This window comes from Dyella jiangningensis (assembly GCF_003264855.1).
Taxonomy (GTDB): domain Bacteria; phylum Pseudomonadota; class Gammaproteobacteria; order Xanthomonadales; family Rhodanobacteraceae; genus Dyella; species Dyella jiangningensis_C.
This window is the reverse complement of record NZ_NFZS01000001.1, coordinates 1,452,126-1,466,913: the sequence shown is the minus strand read 5'-3', so window position 1 is coordinate 1,466,913 and position 14,788 is coordinate 1,452,126. Positions and strand designations below refer to the sequence as shown.

The 14,788-nt window shown below is 66.4% G+C and carries 12 protein-coding genes and 1 pseudogene; 9 read left to right on the top strand and 4 right to left on the bottom strand.

Annotation, left to right across the window (positions count from 1 at the left end):
• Positions 1–8: 8 nt before the first annotated feature.
• The 3 genes from CA260_RS06470 to CA260_RS06460 all read right to left on the bottom strand — a co-directional run bounded on the left by CA260_RS06470 (position 9) and on the right by CA260_RS06460 (position 5,242).
• Positions 9–3,476, bottom strand: a complete 3,468-nt coding sequence (locus tag CA260_RS06470; protein WP_111981537.1) for a methylmalonyl-CoA mutase family protein — start codon at positions 3,474–3,476, stop codon at positions 9–11.
• A 219-nt stretch (positions 3,477–3,695) separates the two neighbouring features.
• Positions 3,696–4,625 carry an alpha/beta hydrolase gene (locus CA260_RS06465; RefSeq protein WP_111981536.1) on the bottom strand — a complete coding sequence of 310 codons (930 nt, stop codon included), beginning with the start codon at positions 4,623–4,625 and terminating at the stop codon, positions 3,696–3,698.
• Positions 4,622–5,242 carry a TetR/AcrR family transcriptional regulator gene (locus tag CA260_RS06460; RefSeq protein ID WP_111981535.1) on the bottom strand — a complete coding sequence of 207 codons (621 nt, stop codon included), beginning with the start codon at positions 5,240–5,242 and terminating at the stop codon, positions 4,622–4,624. Before CA260_RS06460 ends, CA260_RS06465 begins: the two co-directional genes overlap by 4 nt.
• Before the next feature lie 175 nt (positions 5,243–5,417).
• Here CA260_RS06460 and CA260_RS06455 point away from each other — a divergent pair, with 175 nt between their 5' ends.
• On the top strand, positions 5,418–5,741 hold the full coding sequence (locus CA260_RS06455) for a YXWGXW repeat-containing protein (RefSeq protein ID WP_111981534.1): 324 nt from the start codon (positions 5,418–5,420) through the stop codon (positions 5,739–5,741).
• Between the two features lie 144 nt (positions 5,742–5,885).
• The gene (locus CA260_RS06450; RefSeq protein ID WP_111981533.1) at positions 5,886–6,242 is read left to right on the top strand and encodes a YXWGXW repeat-containing protein; all 357 of its coding nucleotides are present in this window, start codon (positions 5,886–5,888) and stop codon (positions 6,240–6,242) included.
• 56 nt (positions 6,243–6,298) lie between these two features.
• Here CA260_RS06450 and CA260_RS06445 read toward each other — a convergent pair whose 3' ends face one another.
• Positions 6,299–7,045, bottom strand: a complete 747-nt coding sequence (locus CA260_RS06445) for an AraC family transcriptional regulator (RefSeq protein ID WP_111981532.1) — start codon at positions 7,043–7,045, stop codon at positions 6,299–6,301.
• A gap of 141 nt (positions 7,046–7,186) precedes the next feature.
• Between CA260_RS06445 and CA260_RS06440 the strand changes: the two genes are divergently transcribed.
• The 7 genes and pseudogenes from CA260_RS06440 (at position 7,187) to CA260_RS06410 (ending at position 14,734) form a co-directional block, all read left to right on the top strand.
• Positions 7,187–8,128: a 4-hydroxyproline epimerase gene (locus CA260_RS06440; RefSeq protein WP_111981531.1), complete on the top strand. Its 942-nt coding sequence runs from the start codon at positions 7,187–7,189 to the stop codon at positions 8,126–8,128.
• Complete coding sequence (locus tag CA260_RS06435) at positions 8,125–9,237, top strand: NAD(P)/FAD-dependent oxidoreductase (protein ID WP_111981530.1); 1,113 nt, start codon at positions 8,125–8,127, stop codon at positions 9,235–9,237. Before CA260_RS06440 ends, CA260_RS06435 begins: the two co-directional genes overlap by 4 nt.
• A complete protein-coding gene (locus CA260_RS06430) occupies positions 9,234–9,479 on the top strand; it encodes a 2Fe-2S iron-sulfur cluster-binding protein (protein WP_111981529.1) in 246 nt (81 codons plus the stop codon). The genes CA260_RS06435 and CA260_RS06430 overlap by 4 nt, the downstream gene beginning before the upstream one ends.
• A pseudogene (locus CA260_RS06425) lies at positions 9,472–10,713 on the top strand (FAD-dependent oxidoreductase); the annotation flags it as partial. The gene CA260_RS06430 and the pseudogene CA260_RS06425, both read left to right, overlap by 8 nt.
• A 313-nt stretch (positions 10,714–11,026) precedes the next feature.
• A complete protein-coding gene (locus tag CA260_RS06420) occupies positions 11,027–11,932 on the top strand; it encodes a dihydrodipicolinate synthase family protein (protein ID WP_111981527.1) in 906 nt (301 codons plus the stop codon).
• Between the two features lies 1 nt (position 11,933).
• Positions 11,934–13,529, top strand: coding sequence for an aldehyde dehydrogenase (NADP(+)) (locus CA260_RS06415; RefSeq protein ID WP_111981526.1), 1,596 nt, complete (start codon positions 11,934–11,936; stop codon positions 13,527–13,529).
• Positions 13,526–14,734: a M24 family metallopeptidase gene (locus CA260_RS06410; RefSeq protein WP_111981525.1), complete on the top strand. Its 1,209-nt coding sequence runs from the start codon at positions 13,526–13,528 to the stop codon at positions 14,732–14,734. Before CA260_RS06415 ends, CA260_RS06410 begins: the two co-directional genes overlap by 4 nt.
• The last annotated feature ends 54 nt before the right edge of the window (positions 14,735–14,788 follow it).

Below are 14,788 nucleotides of genomic sequence, written 5' to 3'. Positions count from 1 at the left end.
TCCTCCTCTTACATGTTGCGGCGATATTCGCCGCCCACGTCATAGAGCGCGTGACTGATCTGGCCGAGCGAGTTGTACTTCACCGCTTCCATCAGCTGCTCGAACACATTGCGACGCTCGCGCGCCGTGTTCTGCAAGGCCTTCAGGCTCTCCGGCGCCAGGCCATTACGGGCCTTGCCGAAGGCGAGCACGTTGTCGATCTGCTGGCCCTTCTCCGATTCGGTGGAGCGGATCAACTCGATCTCGGTGGCGATCTCGCCACCGTGGTCCTTCGGCAGGAAGGTGTTCACGCCGATCAGAGGCAGGCTGCCGTCGTGCTTCTTCTGCTCGTAGTACATCGACTCTTCCTGGATCTTGCCGCGCTGGTACATGGTGTCCATCGCGCCGAGCACGCCGCCGCGCTCGCTGATCGCCTCGAACTCCTTGTACACGGCCTCCTCGACGATGTCGGTGAGCGCATCCACGATGTGGCTGCCCTGCCAGGGATTCTCGTTGAAGTTGAGGCCCAGTTCCTTGTTGATGATCATCTGGATCGCCACTGCGCGACGCACGCTCTCTTCGGTCGGCGTGGTGATCGCCTCGTCGTACGCGTTGGTGTGCAGGCTGTTGCAGTTGTCGAACAGCGCGTACAGCGCCTGCAGCGTGGTGCGGATGTCGTTGAACTGGATTTCCTGCGCGTGCAGCGAACGGCCGGAGGTCTGGATGTGGTACTTCATCATCTGGCTGCGCGCGCTGGCGCCGTAGCGCTCGCGCATTGCGCGTGCCCAGATGCGACGGGCCACGCGGCCGATCACGGTGTATTCCGGATCCATGCCGTTGGAGAAGAAGAACGACAGGTTCGGCGCGAAGTCGTCGATCTTCATGCCGCGCGCGAGGTAGTACTCCACGATGGTGAAGCCGTTCGACAGCGTGAAGGCGAGCTGGCTGATCGGGTTCGCGCCGGCCTCGGCGATGTGATAGCCGGAAATCGATACCGAATAGAAGTTGCGCACCTTGTGGTCGACGAAGTACTGCTGGATGTCGCCCATCATGCGCAGCGCGAATTCGGTGGAGAAGATGCAGGTGTTCTGCGCCTGGTCTTCCTTGAGGATGTCCGCCTGCACCGTGCCGCGCACGTTCTGCAGAGTGTCTTCCTTGATGCGTGCGTAGGTCTGTGCATCGACCAGCTGGTCGCCGGTGATGCCGAGCAGGCCGAGACCGAGGCCTTCATTGCCCTTGGGCAGCTCGCCCGAATACTGCGGACGGCCGTTCGGGAACAGCGACGCGATCTTCTTCTCCGCAGCCGCCCAGCGCGCCGGATCTTCCTTCAGGTACTTCTCGACGTTCTGGTCGATCGCGGTGTTCATGAACATCGCGAGGATGATCGGCGCCGGGCCATTGATGGTCATCGACACCGAGCTGGTCGGCGCGCTGAGGTCGAAGCCGGAGTACAGCTTCTTCATGTCGTCCAGCGTGGCGATATTGACGCCGGAGTTGCCGATCTTGCCGTAGATGTCCGGGCGCGGCGCCGGGTCTTCGCCGTACAGCGTCACCGAGTCGAACGCAGTGGACAGGCGCGTCGCCGCGCCACCCTGGCTGAGGTAATGGAAACGGCGGTTGGTGCGTTCGGGCGTGCCCTCGCCCGCGAACATGCGGGTCGGATCCTCGCCGGTGCGCCGATACGGATACACGCCGCCGGTGTACGGGTAATAGCCGGGCAGGTTCTCGCGCATCAGGAAGCGCAGCTGGTCGCCCCAGTCCTTGGTCTTGGGCGGCGCCACCTTCGGGATCTTCTGGTGGCTGAGCGACTCGCGGTAGTTCTCCACGCGGATGACCTTGTCGCGCACCTTGTATTCATTGACCTCGTCGGTCACCGACTTGTAGCGCTTGGGCCAGTCATGCAGCAGGTGGATCGCCTCGTGACTGAGTTCCTTGATCGCCGCGTTGTAACGCTGGCGCAAGGTGAGCAGCGTGCGATCCGCACCCTCCTCGTGCAGCGCTTCGGACTCGTAACGCGCCAGCTCGCGCGGCAGGTGCGTATCGCCCAGTTCCTTCAGCGACTCGTAGTAGTGCTGCGCCTTGCTGGCGAACTCGGCTTCGCGCTCGATTTCCTTGTTGATGCCACGGCCCTGCTCGGCGATCTCCGCCAGGTAGCGCACGCGTGCCCCCGGGATCAGCACGGTGGCGCGCGGCTCCTTCAGCGTGGTGTCGAGGCTGGGCGACCACTTTTCCGCCGGCAGGCCGAGCTTGTCGCGCAGCAGGCGGCAGAGGTTGGTGAACATCCAGGTCACGCCCGGATCGTTGAACTGGCTGGCGATGGTGGGATACACCGGCACCTGCTCGTCGGTGAGCGTGAACGCGGTGCGGTTGCGCTTCCACTGCTTGCGTACGTCGCGTAGCGCGTCTTCCGCGCCACGCTTGTCGAACTTGTTGAGCACGATCAGTTCGGCGAAGTCGAGCATGTCGATCTTCTCGAGTTGGCTGGCCGCGCCGTAGTCGCTGGTCATCACGTAGGTGGGGAAATCCACCAGGTCGACGATCTCCGAATCGCTCTGGCCGATGCCGGCGGTTTCGACGATCACCAGGTCGTACGGCTGCGCCTTGAGGAAATCGATGCAGTCGCGCAGCACCGCGCTGGTGGCGGCGTGCTGGCGACGCGTGGCCATCGAGCGCATGTAGACGCGATGGCTGCGCAGCGAGTTCATGCGGATGCGGTCGCCCAGCAAGGCGCCGCCACTGCGGCGACGCGTCGGGTCGACGGCGAGCACGGCGATGCGCATCTCCGGGAACGCGTGCAGGAAGCGCAGCAGCAGCTCGTCCACCACCGACGACTTGCCCGCGCCACCGGTACCGGTGACGCCGAGCACCGGCGTCTGCTTGCCGGCCATCTTCCACTGCTTGCGCAGGTGTTCCAGCTCGGCTTCCTGCAGCTCGCCTTCTTCCAGCGAAGACAGCACGTGGCCTACGGCGATTTCGTCGTCGATGTTCACCAGCGGATTGACCACGCCCGACGGGGCATCATTGGCACGCTTCACCGCCGCCGCGCGGGTACGCTTCATGACGTCTTCGATCATCTCGGTGAGGCCGAGCTTCATGCCGTCGTTCGGATGGTAGATGCGCTCCACGCCGTAGGCCTGCAGCTCGCGGATCTCTTCCGGCGTGATGGTGCCGCCGCCGCCGCCGAACACGCGGATATGCGAGGCGTTGTGCTCCTTGAGCATGTCCACCATGTACTTGAAGTACTCGACGTGACCACCCTGGTACGACGACAACGCGATGGCGTCGGCGTCTTCCTGCAGCGCCGCGCGCACGACGTCTTCCACCGAACGGTTATGGCCCAGATGGATCACTTCCGCGCCCTGCGACTGGATGATGCGGCGCATGATGTTGATGGCCGCGTCGTGGCCATCGAACAGGCTGGCGGCGGTGACGAAACGCAACGGACGGGTTTCCGCCTGGGCGGCGCTGGCGGGAACGTGCTGGGCGGGGGAACTCATGGGGACTCCGAAAACGACGTAACGGCAATCCCCTATTTTAGGGGATGGTTACGTTTGGAACATGTTGCGGCGCGGAGGGAGCCTGATCTGCAACGGTTTTCGGCATGTGCGCGCCAAGACCGTGCGCATGGGTATCGTGGAGTCTGCGGTCGCGCACTGGGTGCGCTCCTGCAGGGCAACGCTTTTTGTAGGAGCGCACCCAGTGCGCGATCCCAACCCTCAGCCGTCCCCGAACGGCAGATTCGGCGATGACACCACCCGCTCACCCACCACGTCCCCACGCAGGAACGCCAGCGACGCCTCCATCACTTCCGGCGCATCCAATACCCGGTGATGACCGAGACCCTGCGTGGTAAGCAAGCGGGCCCCGCACCAATGGCGTGCGTACCGTTCGCCTTCGGACCAGGGCACGTCATGGTCATCCATGTCATGCACGATCAGGCCCGGTTGCCCCAGCGTGGGCAGATGGCGATGCACCTGCAGGTCGTGGATGTTGATGCCTGTCATCGCTTCCAGGCTGGCGTGCAGCCGGCCGCGCAGATGCTCGCCCAGATGCACGAACTGGCTGAATCGCTGCGTGGCGGCCACCGGATCGGCCGCCGGCGCGATAAGGATCAGTTTGTCCGCATGCCACGTCTCTCCCTGCGCGAGCGCGGCGGCGGCGCCACCGAGGGAATGCGCGATCACCAGCGCGGCATGGCCGTGGTGCCGCCCCACGCTGCGCACGGTGTCCACGAAGTCCGGCATGGTGCAGTAGCGCCCATCGCTCTTGCCGTGCCCCGGTTGGTCGAACGCGACCAGGGCGTAGCCGAGCGCCCGCAAGGGTTCCACCCACGGCAGATAGCGCAGGCCGAAGCTGGACCAGCCATGCACCAGCAAGGCGTAGGGCTGGGTGGCGGGGTCGCCCCATACATACGTGGCGATGCGCCGACCATTCACCTCGATCACCTGCTCGCGCATCTCCGCATCCGGCTGCGCACGCTCCGCCCGGGCGCGGCTGCTGGCGAACGGTGTCACGAACAGGCGCCGGGCACGTTCGACCGTTCGCGCCGGTGCCAGTCGGCCGCCCAGCGCGAAGCCTGTGCGAACCGCACCCAGCGTGAATTTTCCCGGGCCGTGGTGGCGTTTGCCGGTGGTCGTCGTGGTCATGGCGCAGTCCTCGCCGGGCTGTAGCTGGCAATCAGGCGATCGAAGCCGGCCAGCGTATGCCGGCGCGCCTCGTCGAATCCGAACAGACCCGCGTCGTGATGCAGCCCCAACATCAAGGCGTAGATCTCGAAGGCCAGCTGGGAAGGATCGGTGTCGTTCCGCAGTTCGCCGTTTTCCACCGCGTGGCCGATGGCGCGGCACATTTCCTGGCGCCAGCCGGCCTGTTGACGCGTCACCGTATCCCGCAGCACGCCCTCGCGACCGTCGTACTCGCTGGCCGCGGTGAGCAGCACGCAGCCACTCTGATATTCGAAGGCCCAATCCACCCAGTTCGCCACGATGGCGCGCACGCGCGCCAAACCGCGAGGCAACTTCAGCGCCGGCCATTTCACGCGCTTGAGGAAATACAGCTGTCCGGTTTCCAGCACGGCCAGCTGCAGGTCTTCGCGCGAACCAAAGTGGGCGAAGACGCCGCTCTTTGACATGCCCACGTCCTGCGCGAGCGCGCCGATGGAGAGGCCTTCCAGACCTTCCCTGCGAGCCAGCTCATAGGCGTGCTCAAGGATCAGTTCACGGGTGGCGGCGCGCTTGCCGGCAACGGGGGTAGCAGTGTCCATGCCGAGAAAATAGCACGACCGTTCGTTCTATTTCCATCAAGAAAAGCTGAACGCCATTCGCACCGCAGCCACGGCGAACCTGAACGAGGACTCGGGAGGCCGTCAACAGGGGCCGCGGCCCTCCGTTTTCCGCGACTGAGGCCGCACGGTGCGGCCGACGTCCAGGGAGATCTCCATGTCGAATACCACCCGCAAACTCGCCCTGCTTGCTGTTCTCGGCATCGCCAGTGCCGGCGCGGTCTATGCCCCGACCGCTGCAGCCGGCGTGTCTGTCGCGGTCGGCATCAACGTGGCCCCGCCGCCGCCGCGCTACGAGGTCGTGCCGCCGCCCCGCGTCGGTTACGTGTGGGCGCCGGGCTACTGGCGCTGGGAAGGTCATCGCCATGTCTGGGTCGGCGGCTATTGGGTGCGCGCCCGTCCGGGCTACGTCTATCGCCCGGCCCACTGGCGGCACGACCGCGATGGCTGGCGCTTCCGTGAAGGCTATTGGGGCCATTGAATCGAGCCGACTCCATGGCTCGTCGCAAGTACTTGCCTGAAAAGCAAAAACTAACGTCACCGAGGCCTGCCGACGGAAAGGCAGGCCTCAGCCAGACCCGTCATCGTCCCGCGACTTTTTCCCAACCCAGAGGTGGTTTGCACCATGTCGATACGCCTGATCGCTCTTTCCGCGCTCACCCTGCTGGCCAGCGGCTGCGTAGTCGAGCAGCCCGCTCACCGCCCGCGCCCGGTCGTGATCGAGCGTGAACCGGTCGTGCAGCGCGAATACGTCGAAGTCGTGGCTCCGCAGCCGCCGCCGGTGGAAATCGTGGAACGCGAGCCGGCGCCACGCCCTGGCTACGTCTGGGCTCGCGGCTACTGGCACTGGAACGGTCACCAGTACGTGGCCGAGCACGGCCACTGGGAAGCGGAGCGTCCGGGCTACCACTACGTGCACCCGCACTACGAGCGCCACAACGATGGCTGGCATTTGAACGTCGGCGTGTGGGTCGCCGGCTGAGCATGAAGCTTGTCGCACGTCATCCCGCCGGGGTGACGTGCGCTTTCAGGGATCGATCAGGACACACGTTCCGCCACGGGCGGCCGCCGGCCATTGGCCGGTGCCATCGCGAGGGCACGATAGTCGCGCGGGGTCATGCCCACCGTCGCCTTGAACTGGCGTGCAAACGCACTCTGGTCGGCGAACCCGCACGCCAGGCCGATCGCGGCGACACTGTCTTGGCCATGCAGGCGTCGCATCGCCTCCTCGATGCGCAGCTTGGTCTGCAGCTGCTGCGGCGTGAGCTGGAAGACCTTGCGGAAATGCCGCTCCAGCTGCGCCACCGAAAGATCCGCCAGCTCCGCGAGCTTGGCCACGCGCACGCCTTCGGCGTAGTGCTCCTGCAGATGGGCCAATACACGCCGCAAACGCACATATGTGGGATGCCGGCCGTCCGGCTTGCCCAAGTCGCGTGAGATGCCGACGATGCCCTGCACTTCCCCGCGCTGCCGCAGCGGCCGCTTGCAGGTGAGACACCAGCCTGGCACGCGGTTCGGGAACATGTGCACTTCGAGCTGGTTTTCGATCACCTCGCCTTCCAGCACGCGCTGATCCTGCGTGGCGTAGGACCCACCGAGCGATTGCGGGAACAGCTCGGTCACGTCGCGGCCGATCACGTCGCTTCGATGCTTGAGCCCGAGTCGGCGGACCAGGGTGAGGTTGGCGTGCGTGTAACGCCCGTCGCCGTCTTTCACGAAGAACACCACGTCGGGCAGCGCGTCGAACAGCGCTTCGAGTTCGTCGGCTGAAATCTTCATCTCCATCGAAACTCCCTGCTGTGCGCAAACCCATGCTGCAACTGCAGCATAGCCTCTTCGCGAGGTTTTTCATTGTGCCGATTTCCGCATCGACCGGCGACAAGCGTTTCTAGACGCCCAAACGGATGCGACGCGAGGATAGGCACCATGCATACCATCGACGTGATCGACTCACATACCGGCGGCGAACCGACCCGCGTGGTCATCGCCGGCTTCCCCGACCTCGGCAGCGGCACGCTGATGGAGCAACGCGAGCGCTTCCGCCGCGATTTCGATCGCTGGCGCAGCGCCATCGCCTGCGAACCGCGCGGGTCGAACACCGTGGTCGGCGCGCTGCTGCTGGCGCCGCAGACGGCCGAGGCATGCGCGGGCGTCATCTACTTCAACAACGTCTCGTACCTGGGCATGTGCGGCCATGGCACCATCGGTCTCGTGCGCACCCTGCAGCACATGGGCCGCATCGGCCCCGGCACGCACAAGGTCGAAACACCGGTCGGCATCGTGGGCGCGACGCTTCACGAAGACGGTCGCGTCACCATCGACAACGTCGAGAGCTACCGTCACGCCAAGGACGTCAGCGTCGAGGTGCCTGGCTACGGCACGGTCACCGGCGACATCGCCTGGGGCGGCAACTGGTTCTTCATCACGAAGGACACGCCGCTGCCGCTGGAAATCCATCACCAGCGGGAACTCACCACGTATACCGAAGCCATCCGCCGCGCGCTCGAGGCCAATGGCATCACCGGCGCCGACGGCGGCGAGATCGATCACATCGAGGTCAACACGAAGTCTCCGGTCGTTGGACTGGACGGCCGGAACTTCGTGTTGTGCCCCGGTCTCGCCTACGACCGCTCGCCCTGCGGCACCGGGACCAGCGCGAAGCTGGCCTGCCTCGCCGCCGACGGCAAGCTGGCGCCGGGTGAAAGCTGGCAGCAGGAAAGCATTCTGGGCAGCGTGTTCGAAGGTCGCTATACGGCGGGTACGCAAGGCGTGCGCCCGCAGATCACCGGCACCGCCTTCGTCGTCGCGCGCAGCACGCTGTTGTTCGACGAAGCCGATGCCTTCACCTGGGGCAGCGGAGCGGAATGAGCGGCGCCGTCGCCAGCTACGACCTGATCGTCATCGGCGCCGGCATCATTGGCGCCAGTTGTGCCGACGAAGCGAGCGCGCGGGGCATGCGAGTCGCTCTCATCGAGCCCGGCCCGATCGGTGGTGGCGCCACGGCGGCCGCCATGGGTCATCTGGTGGCGATGGATGACGATCCGGCCGAACTCGCGCTGGCGAACTATTCGCTGCGTCAGTGGGAAGCCTTCGCCGATCTGCGCGAGGCGGAATTCAGCCGTTGCGGCACGCTGTGGGTGGCGCGCAACGACAACGAACTGGCCGCCGCGGCGACGCGCGTGGCGCGCTTGAATGCAGCGGGCGTCGAAGCCCGCGTGGTCGATGCCGCGACACTGTACGAACTGGAACCGGCGCTGGTGCCTGGACTGGCCGGTGGTTTGCTGGTGCCGCGCGAAGCCGTGGTGTACCCGCCGCGCGTGGCGAATCATCTGGTGAAGCGCGCGCAATCGCGTGGCGCCCGGTTGTATGCGGGTCGGCGCGTCTTGTCATTGCAGCGCGGCGGTGCGCAACTCGACGACGGCACGCACCTTTCGGGGCCTGTGTTGGTCGCCACCGGCTGCGCGCTGCCCGCGTTGTTGCCGATGCTGCCAATACGCGGACGCAAGGGTCATCTCGTCATCACCGATCGCTATCCCGGTCTCGTGCGCCACCAACTGCTGGAACTCGGTTATGCCGACAGCGCCCACGGCGACGCCGACAGCAGCGTCGCCTTCAACGTGCAGCCTCGTCCCACCGGGCAGATCCTGATCGGCTCCTCGCGCGAATTCAGCGCCACCGACGCGACGGTATCGCCATCGATGGTGCAACGCATGCTCGAACGCGGCTTTGCCTTTGTGCCCAGGCTGCGCGAGCTTCAGGCTGTGCGCATCTGGACCGGCTTTCGACCGACCACGCCGGATGGACGCCCCTATCTCGGCGCCGTGCCCGGTGCAACGGACCAATGGGTGGCAGCCGGCCACGAAGGGCTGGGCGTCACCACCGCGCTGGGCAGCGCAAAACTCATGATCGACCTGATCCAGGGGCGCCAGCCCGCCATCGATCCGGTGCCCTATGCGCCGCAAAGGATGGCGGCATGAGCGTATCGGTGAAGCTCAGCGTGAATGGATCGCTGGTGGAGGTTCCTGCAGGCGCCAGCGTGGCTGCTGCCGTCGCGCAGGTGACGATGCGATTCCGTCGTTCGGTGAGCGACACACCGCGCGCACCGTTGTGCGGCATGGGCGTGTGCTTCGAATGCCGCGTGCAGGTGGATGGCGTAGCCCATGTGCGTGCGTGCATGACACCGGCAAGCGAAGGCATGCAGGTGATCACCGATGCCTGATCGTTACGACGTACTCGTGGTAGGCGCCGGCCCCGCCGGCCTTGCGGCCGCCCAGACGGCCGCGGCACATGGCGCACGCGTGGGCTTGCTCGACGCGCAGCCGCGCCCTGGTGGACAGGTGTGGCGCCACGATGTGCGCCGCCAGGCACCGCGCGCCGCACGCGACGCCATCGAAAAACTGCAAAGTGTGGATGTGCTGGCGAGCCACAGCGTGGTCGCCGTCGAGGCGTCGACGCTGAGGGTGGAAACACCGCAGAGCAGCCGGCTGATAGGTTACGGCTCGTTGATCCTCGCCACGGGCGCGCGTGAACTACTGCTGCCCTTCCCCGGCTGGACGCTGCCCGGCGTCACCGGCGCAGGCGGCCTGCAGGTGCTCACCAAGCAAGGCTGGCCCGTGGAGGGAAAGCGCGTGGTGGTCGCGGGCAGCGGACCGCTGCTGCTCGCCGCCGCCGATACGCTGCGCAAGCACGGCGCACGCGTGCTCGGCATCTTCGAGCAGGCACCCGCCGCCACCGTGCGCGCCTTCGCGAGGCAACTGCGTCATTGGCCCGCACGCGCCGTGCAAGCGGCCGGGCTGCGCCTGCGGCTGGCGGGCGTGCCTTATCGCTTCGGTTCTTTCGTACGCCGTGCGCACGGCGAAGACACCGTGCAGCGCATCGACATCGAAATGCCGAATGGCCCGCAAACGCTCGAATGCGACCTGCTGGCCGTGGGCTACGGCCTGGTGCCAAACACCGAACTCGCCCAGATGCTCGGCTGCGCCATGGACTATCTCGGCCCTCATCCTCACGTGAGCGTCGATCGATTGCTGCGCACCAGCGTGGAAGACGTCTATGCCGCGGGCGAAGCCGGTGGCATCGGCGGTCTCGCGGTGGCGCGTATCGAAGGTGCCATGGCGGGACACGTCGCCACCGGCCACAGCGTCGCGGCCCATGCCTTGCTTCCGCAACGCGATCGCGAACGACGCTTCGGTGCGCTGCTGGCCCGGCATTTCGCGCTCGATCCACGCCTGCACACCCTCGCCGCCGACGACACGCTGATCTGCCGCTGCGAAGACGTGACGCTGGGCGAACTCGACGGCTTCACCGACGCGCGTGCCGCCAAGCTCGCCACGCGTTGCGGCATGGGCGCGTGCCAGGGCCGCATCTGCGGCACGGCGCTGGCCGAACTCGGACGCTTCCCGCGCAGCGGCGCACGTCCTCCCATCTTCCCCGCCCGTCTGGCCACGCTGGCCGGGCTTGGAGCCTATTCACGATCTCTGCATGGCCCGCGCCGGGAGCTGTTTGCCCGCAGGCCAAGGAAGAACGAGGGCGTGTATGTCAATACACAACCGAGTGATGACGCAGGCATGCAGGCAAACAGACCCGGCCCGGAGGGTTGAGCCGGTGAGCCCGCCAGACATCGGCGCGCGGCTCGACCTGACAGCCAGTCAGGCGCTTCGCCACGCACCGCTCCCTGGCGGGCTCACCGGCTCAACGCGGGCCATGCAGAGATCGTGAACAGGCTCTTACCCTTCCTTCTGACGACGCATACCGAGGTAGCTGATCATGAGCAACGCATCCATCTGGCACGGCGTGATTCCCGCCATCACCACGCCGTTCACCGCCGACGGCCAGGTCGATCACGACTTCCTCGCCAAGCACGCGCGGACGATGATCGACGATGGCTGCAAGGGCATCGTCCCGCTCGGTTCGCTGGGCGAAGCGGCCACGCTCACCTTCGACGAAAAGCTCGCCATCATCCGCACGCTGGTGAAGGCGCTGGAAGGCCGTGCGCCGGTGATCCCGGGTATCGCCGCCCTCTCCACCGACGAAGCCGTGCGCCTGGCGCGCGAAGCGAAGGCGCTCGGCGCTTCCGGCCTGATGGTGCTGCCGCCCTACGTGTACTCCACCGACTGGCGCGAAATGGGCGCTCACCTGCGCGCCGTGATCGCGGCCACCGATCTGCCCTGCATGCTCTACAACAACCCGATCGCGTACAAGACGGACTTCTCGCCCGAGCAGATCGCCGAGCTCGCCAACGAATTCCCGAATGTGCAGGCGGTGAAGGAATCTTCCGGCGATGTGCGCCGCTTCGCGGCGTTGCGCTCGCTGCTGGGCAATCGCCTGGAACTGCTGGTCGGCATGGATGACGCCATCGTCGAAGGCGTGGCAATGGGTGCCCGTGGCTGGATCGCCGGCCTGGTGAATGCCTATCCGAAGGAATCGGTGAAGCTGTTCGAACTGGCGCGCGACGGCGGTGCCGATGCGACCGCCGAGTTGTACGCTTGGTTCCTGCCCCTGCTGCGCCTGGACACCGTGCCCAAGTTCGTGCAGCTCATCAAGCTGGTGCAGGCGAAGGTCGGCATGGGCAGTGAGCGCGTACGTGCACCGCGTCTGGCGATGGACGGTGCCGAGCGCGAGGCCGCGCTTCGCGTGATCGATCATGCCATCGCCCACGCACCGGTGATCTGACATGGCCGTACAACCCCTGTTGATCGATGGCGAATGGCGTGCGGCACGCCAGCTGCTTGGCGAGTTCCGCGCGGAAAACCCCACCACGGGCGAAGCGATCGGTCCGAGCTATCCGATCTGCGGCGCGACCGATGTGGAGGCGGCGTTGAGCGCCGCCTACGCGGTGGCGGACGAACTTGCCGCCACGCCGCCGGAAAACATCGCGAACTTCCTCGAAGCCTATGCCGCCGGCATCGAAGCGGACGCCGAGATGCTGGTGGAGCTGGCCAACGCGGAAACCGCCCTGCCCAGGCAGCCGCGTCTTTCCGCAGTCGAGCTGCCACGCACCACCAACCAGCTGCGACTCGCCGCCAAGGCGGTGCGCAACCTCGCCTGGACCCAGCCGGTGATCGACACCGCGGCGAACCTGCGTTCGCATCGCGCACCATTGAACAAGCCGGTGCTGGTGTTCGGGCCGAATAACTTCCCGTTCGCGTTCAACGCGATCGCGGGCAGCGATTTCGCTTCCGCCATCGCCGCGCGCAATCCGGTGATCGCCAAGGCCCATCCTTCGCATCCGGCCACCAGCGAACGTCTGGCGCGACTGGCCTTCGCAGCATTGCAGCAGGCCGGCCTTCCGCCCGCGACCGTGCAAATGCTCTACCACTTCGACAACGCCATCGGCACGCAGATCGCCGGCGACGCCCGCCTCGGGGCCATCGGCTTTACGGGCAGCCGCGCCGGCGGCCTGGCGTTGAAGGCCGCCGCGGACGCTGCCGGCGTGCCGGCCTATGTCGAGCTTTCCAGCGTGAATCCGGTGTTCCTGCTGCCTGGGGCACTGGCCGAGCGTGGTACGGCATTGGCGCAGGAATTCTTTGCGTCATGCACGATGGGCAGCGGCCAGTTCTGTACCAACCCCGGCGTGGTGATCGTGCAGCACGATGCCGCCGGCGACGCTTTCGTGGCCGAAGCGACCAAACATTTCGCTGCCGCTGCGCCCAGTGTGTTGTTCTCGCGCGGTGTGCTCGATCACCTGCAAGGCAGCGTCGCCACGCTGCGCAAGGCGGGCGCGGAACTGCTGGCTGGCGGACAGGCTGGCTCTCCGGGCTATCGCTACGCACCCAGCTTGCTCAGCGTCGATGCAGACCATTTCCTGCGCGAACCGAAGGCCTTGCAGACGGAGGCGTTCGGTCCGGTCAGCCTGCTGGTGCGCGTGAAGGACGTGGAGCAGATGGCGCAGGTCGCGTCGGCCTTCGAAGGCAACCTCACCGGCACGATCTACACCGCCAACGACGGTAGCGACGACAACACCTGGGCGAAAGTCGCCCACGCCCTGCGCCCGCGCGTGGGCCGCCTGATCGGCAACCGCATGCCCACCGGCGTGGCGGTCAGCCCGGCGATGAATCATGGCGGCCCGTATCCCAGCACGGGCCATCCGGGTTTCACGGCCGTGGGCATGCCTGCAGCGATCACGCGCTTCACCGCCCTGCACTGCTACGACAATGTGCCTGAGCACCAGCTGCCGCCGGAACTGCGCGATCGCAACCCGGGTGGGCTTGCCCGCTGCATCGACGGCGTGTGGTCGGCAGACGACCTCGGGCACGGAGCCGGCGCATGAGCACGGCCGGCCAGATCGGCGGCCTCGATCTCGCCACGGCGCGGGCTTCGCTCGCTCCGTGGTCGGCGCCGGCAGCGGCCATTGGCGCCGACGAGTACCAGCAGCGCCTCGAGCAGGCGCGTCGCCTGATGCGCGAGCAAGGCGTCGATGCGGTGCTGGTTACCGCGGGCACGTCGCTGCGGTATTTCAGCGGCATCCCGTGGGGTGCGAGCGAACGACTGGTCGGCTTGCTGGTAACGCAGCGCGGCGCTCCCATCGTGATATGTCCCGCCTTCGAAGTGGGTTCGCTGGAAGCTGTGCTGCTGATCCCTGCCGAACTGCGCCTGTGGGAGGAGCACGAAGATCCACAGCAGCTGGTGACGGATGCGCTGCACGAACGCGGCGCCAGCAGCCTCGCGCTCGATCCGGCGGCACCGTATCTCGTGGCCGAACGCCTCCGCGCCGTGCTCGGTGGCAAGGCGCTGACGGAAGCGACCGCGATCATCGACGGCTGCCGCATCTGCAAGTCGCCCGCCGAACTCGCGCTGATGAAGCAGGCCACGGCGATGACCCTGCAGGTCCATCGCCTCGCCGCCGGCCTCATGCGCGAAGGCATCAGTCGTGGCGAGCTCGTGCGCTTCATCGACGAAGCGCATCGCGCGATGGGTGCGGACAACGGCTCCACTTTCTGCATCGTGCAATTCGGCCAGGCCACGGCGTATCCGCATGGCGTGCCCGGCGAGCAATACCTGCAACCCGGCGAGCTGGTGTTGATCGATACGGGCTGCACCGTGCAGGGCTACCACTCCGACATCACGCGCACCTATATCTTTGGCCAGCCCAGCGCCGATCAGGCGCGCATCTGGCAACTGGAGCAGGCCGCACAACAGGCCGCGTTCGACGCCGTGCGTCCGGGCGTGACCTGCGAAGCGGTGGACGCTGCCGCACGCAAGGTGGTCGAGAAGGCCGGACTCGGACCCGACTACCGCCTGCCCGGCATCCCCCATCGCACCGGCCACGGCTGCGGCATGAGCATCCATGAGACGCCTTACCTCGTACGCGGCAACCAGACGCTGCTGGAACCCGGCATGTGCGCCAGCAACGAACCGATGATCGTGGTGCCCGACCGCTTTGGCGTGCGGCTGGAAGACCACTTCTATGTCACCGAGAACGGCGCCGCCTGGTTTACTCCGCCCTCGCCTGCGATCGACCAGCCGTTTGCGTGATGCCGACACTCTCCTGTAGGAGCGCACCCAGTGCGCGAAAACCCGACGAAGCGG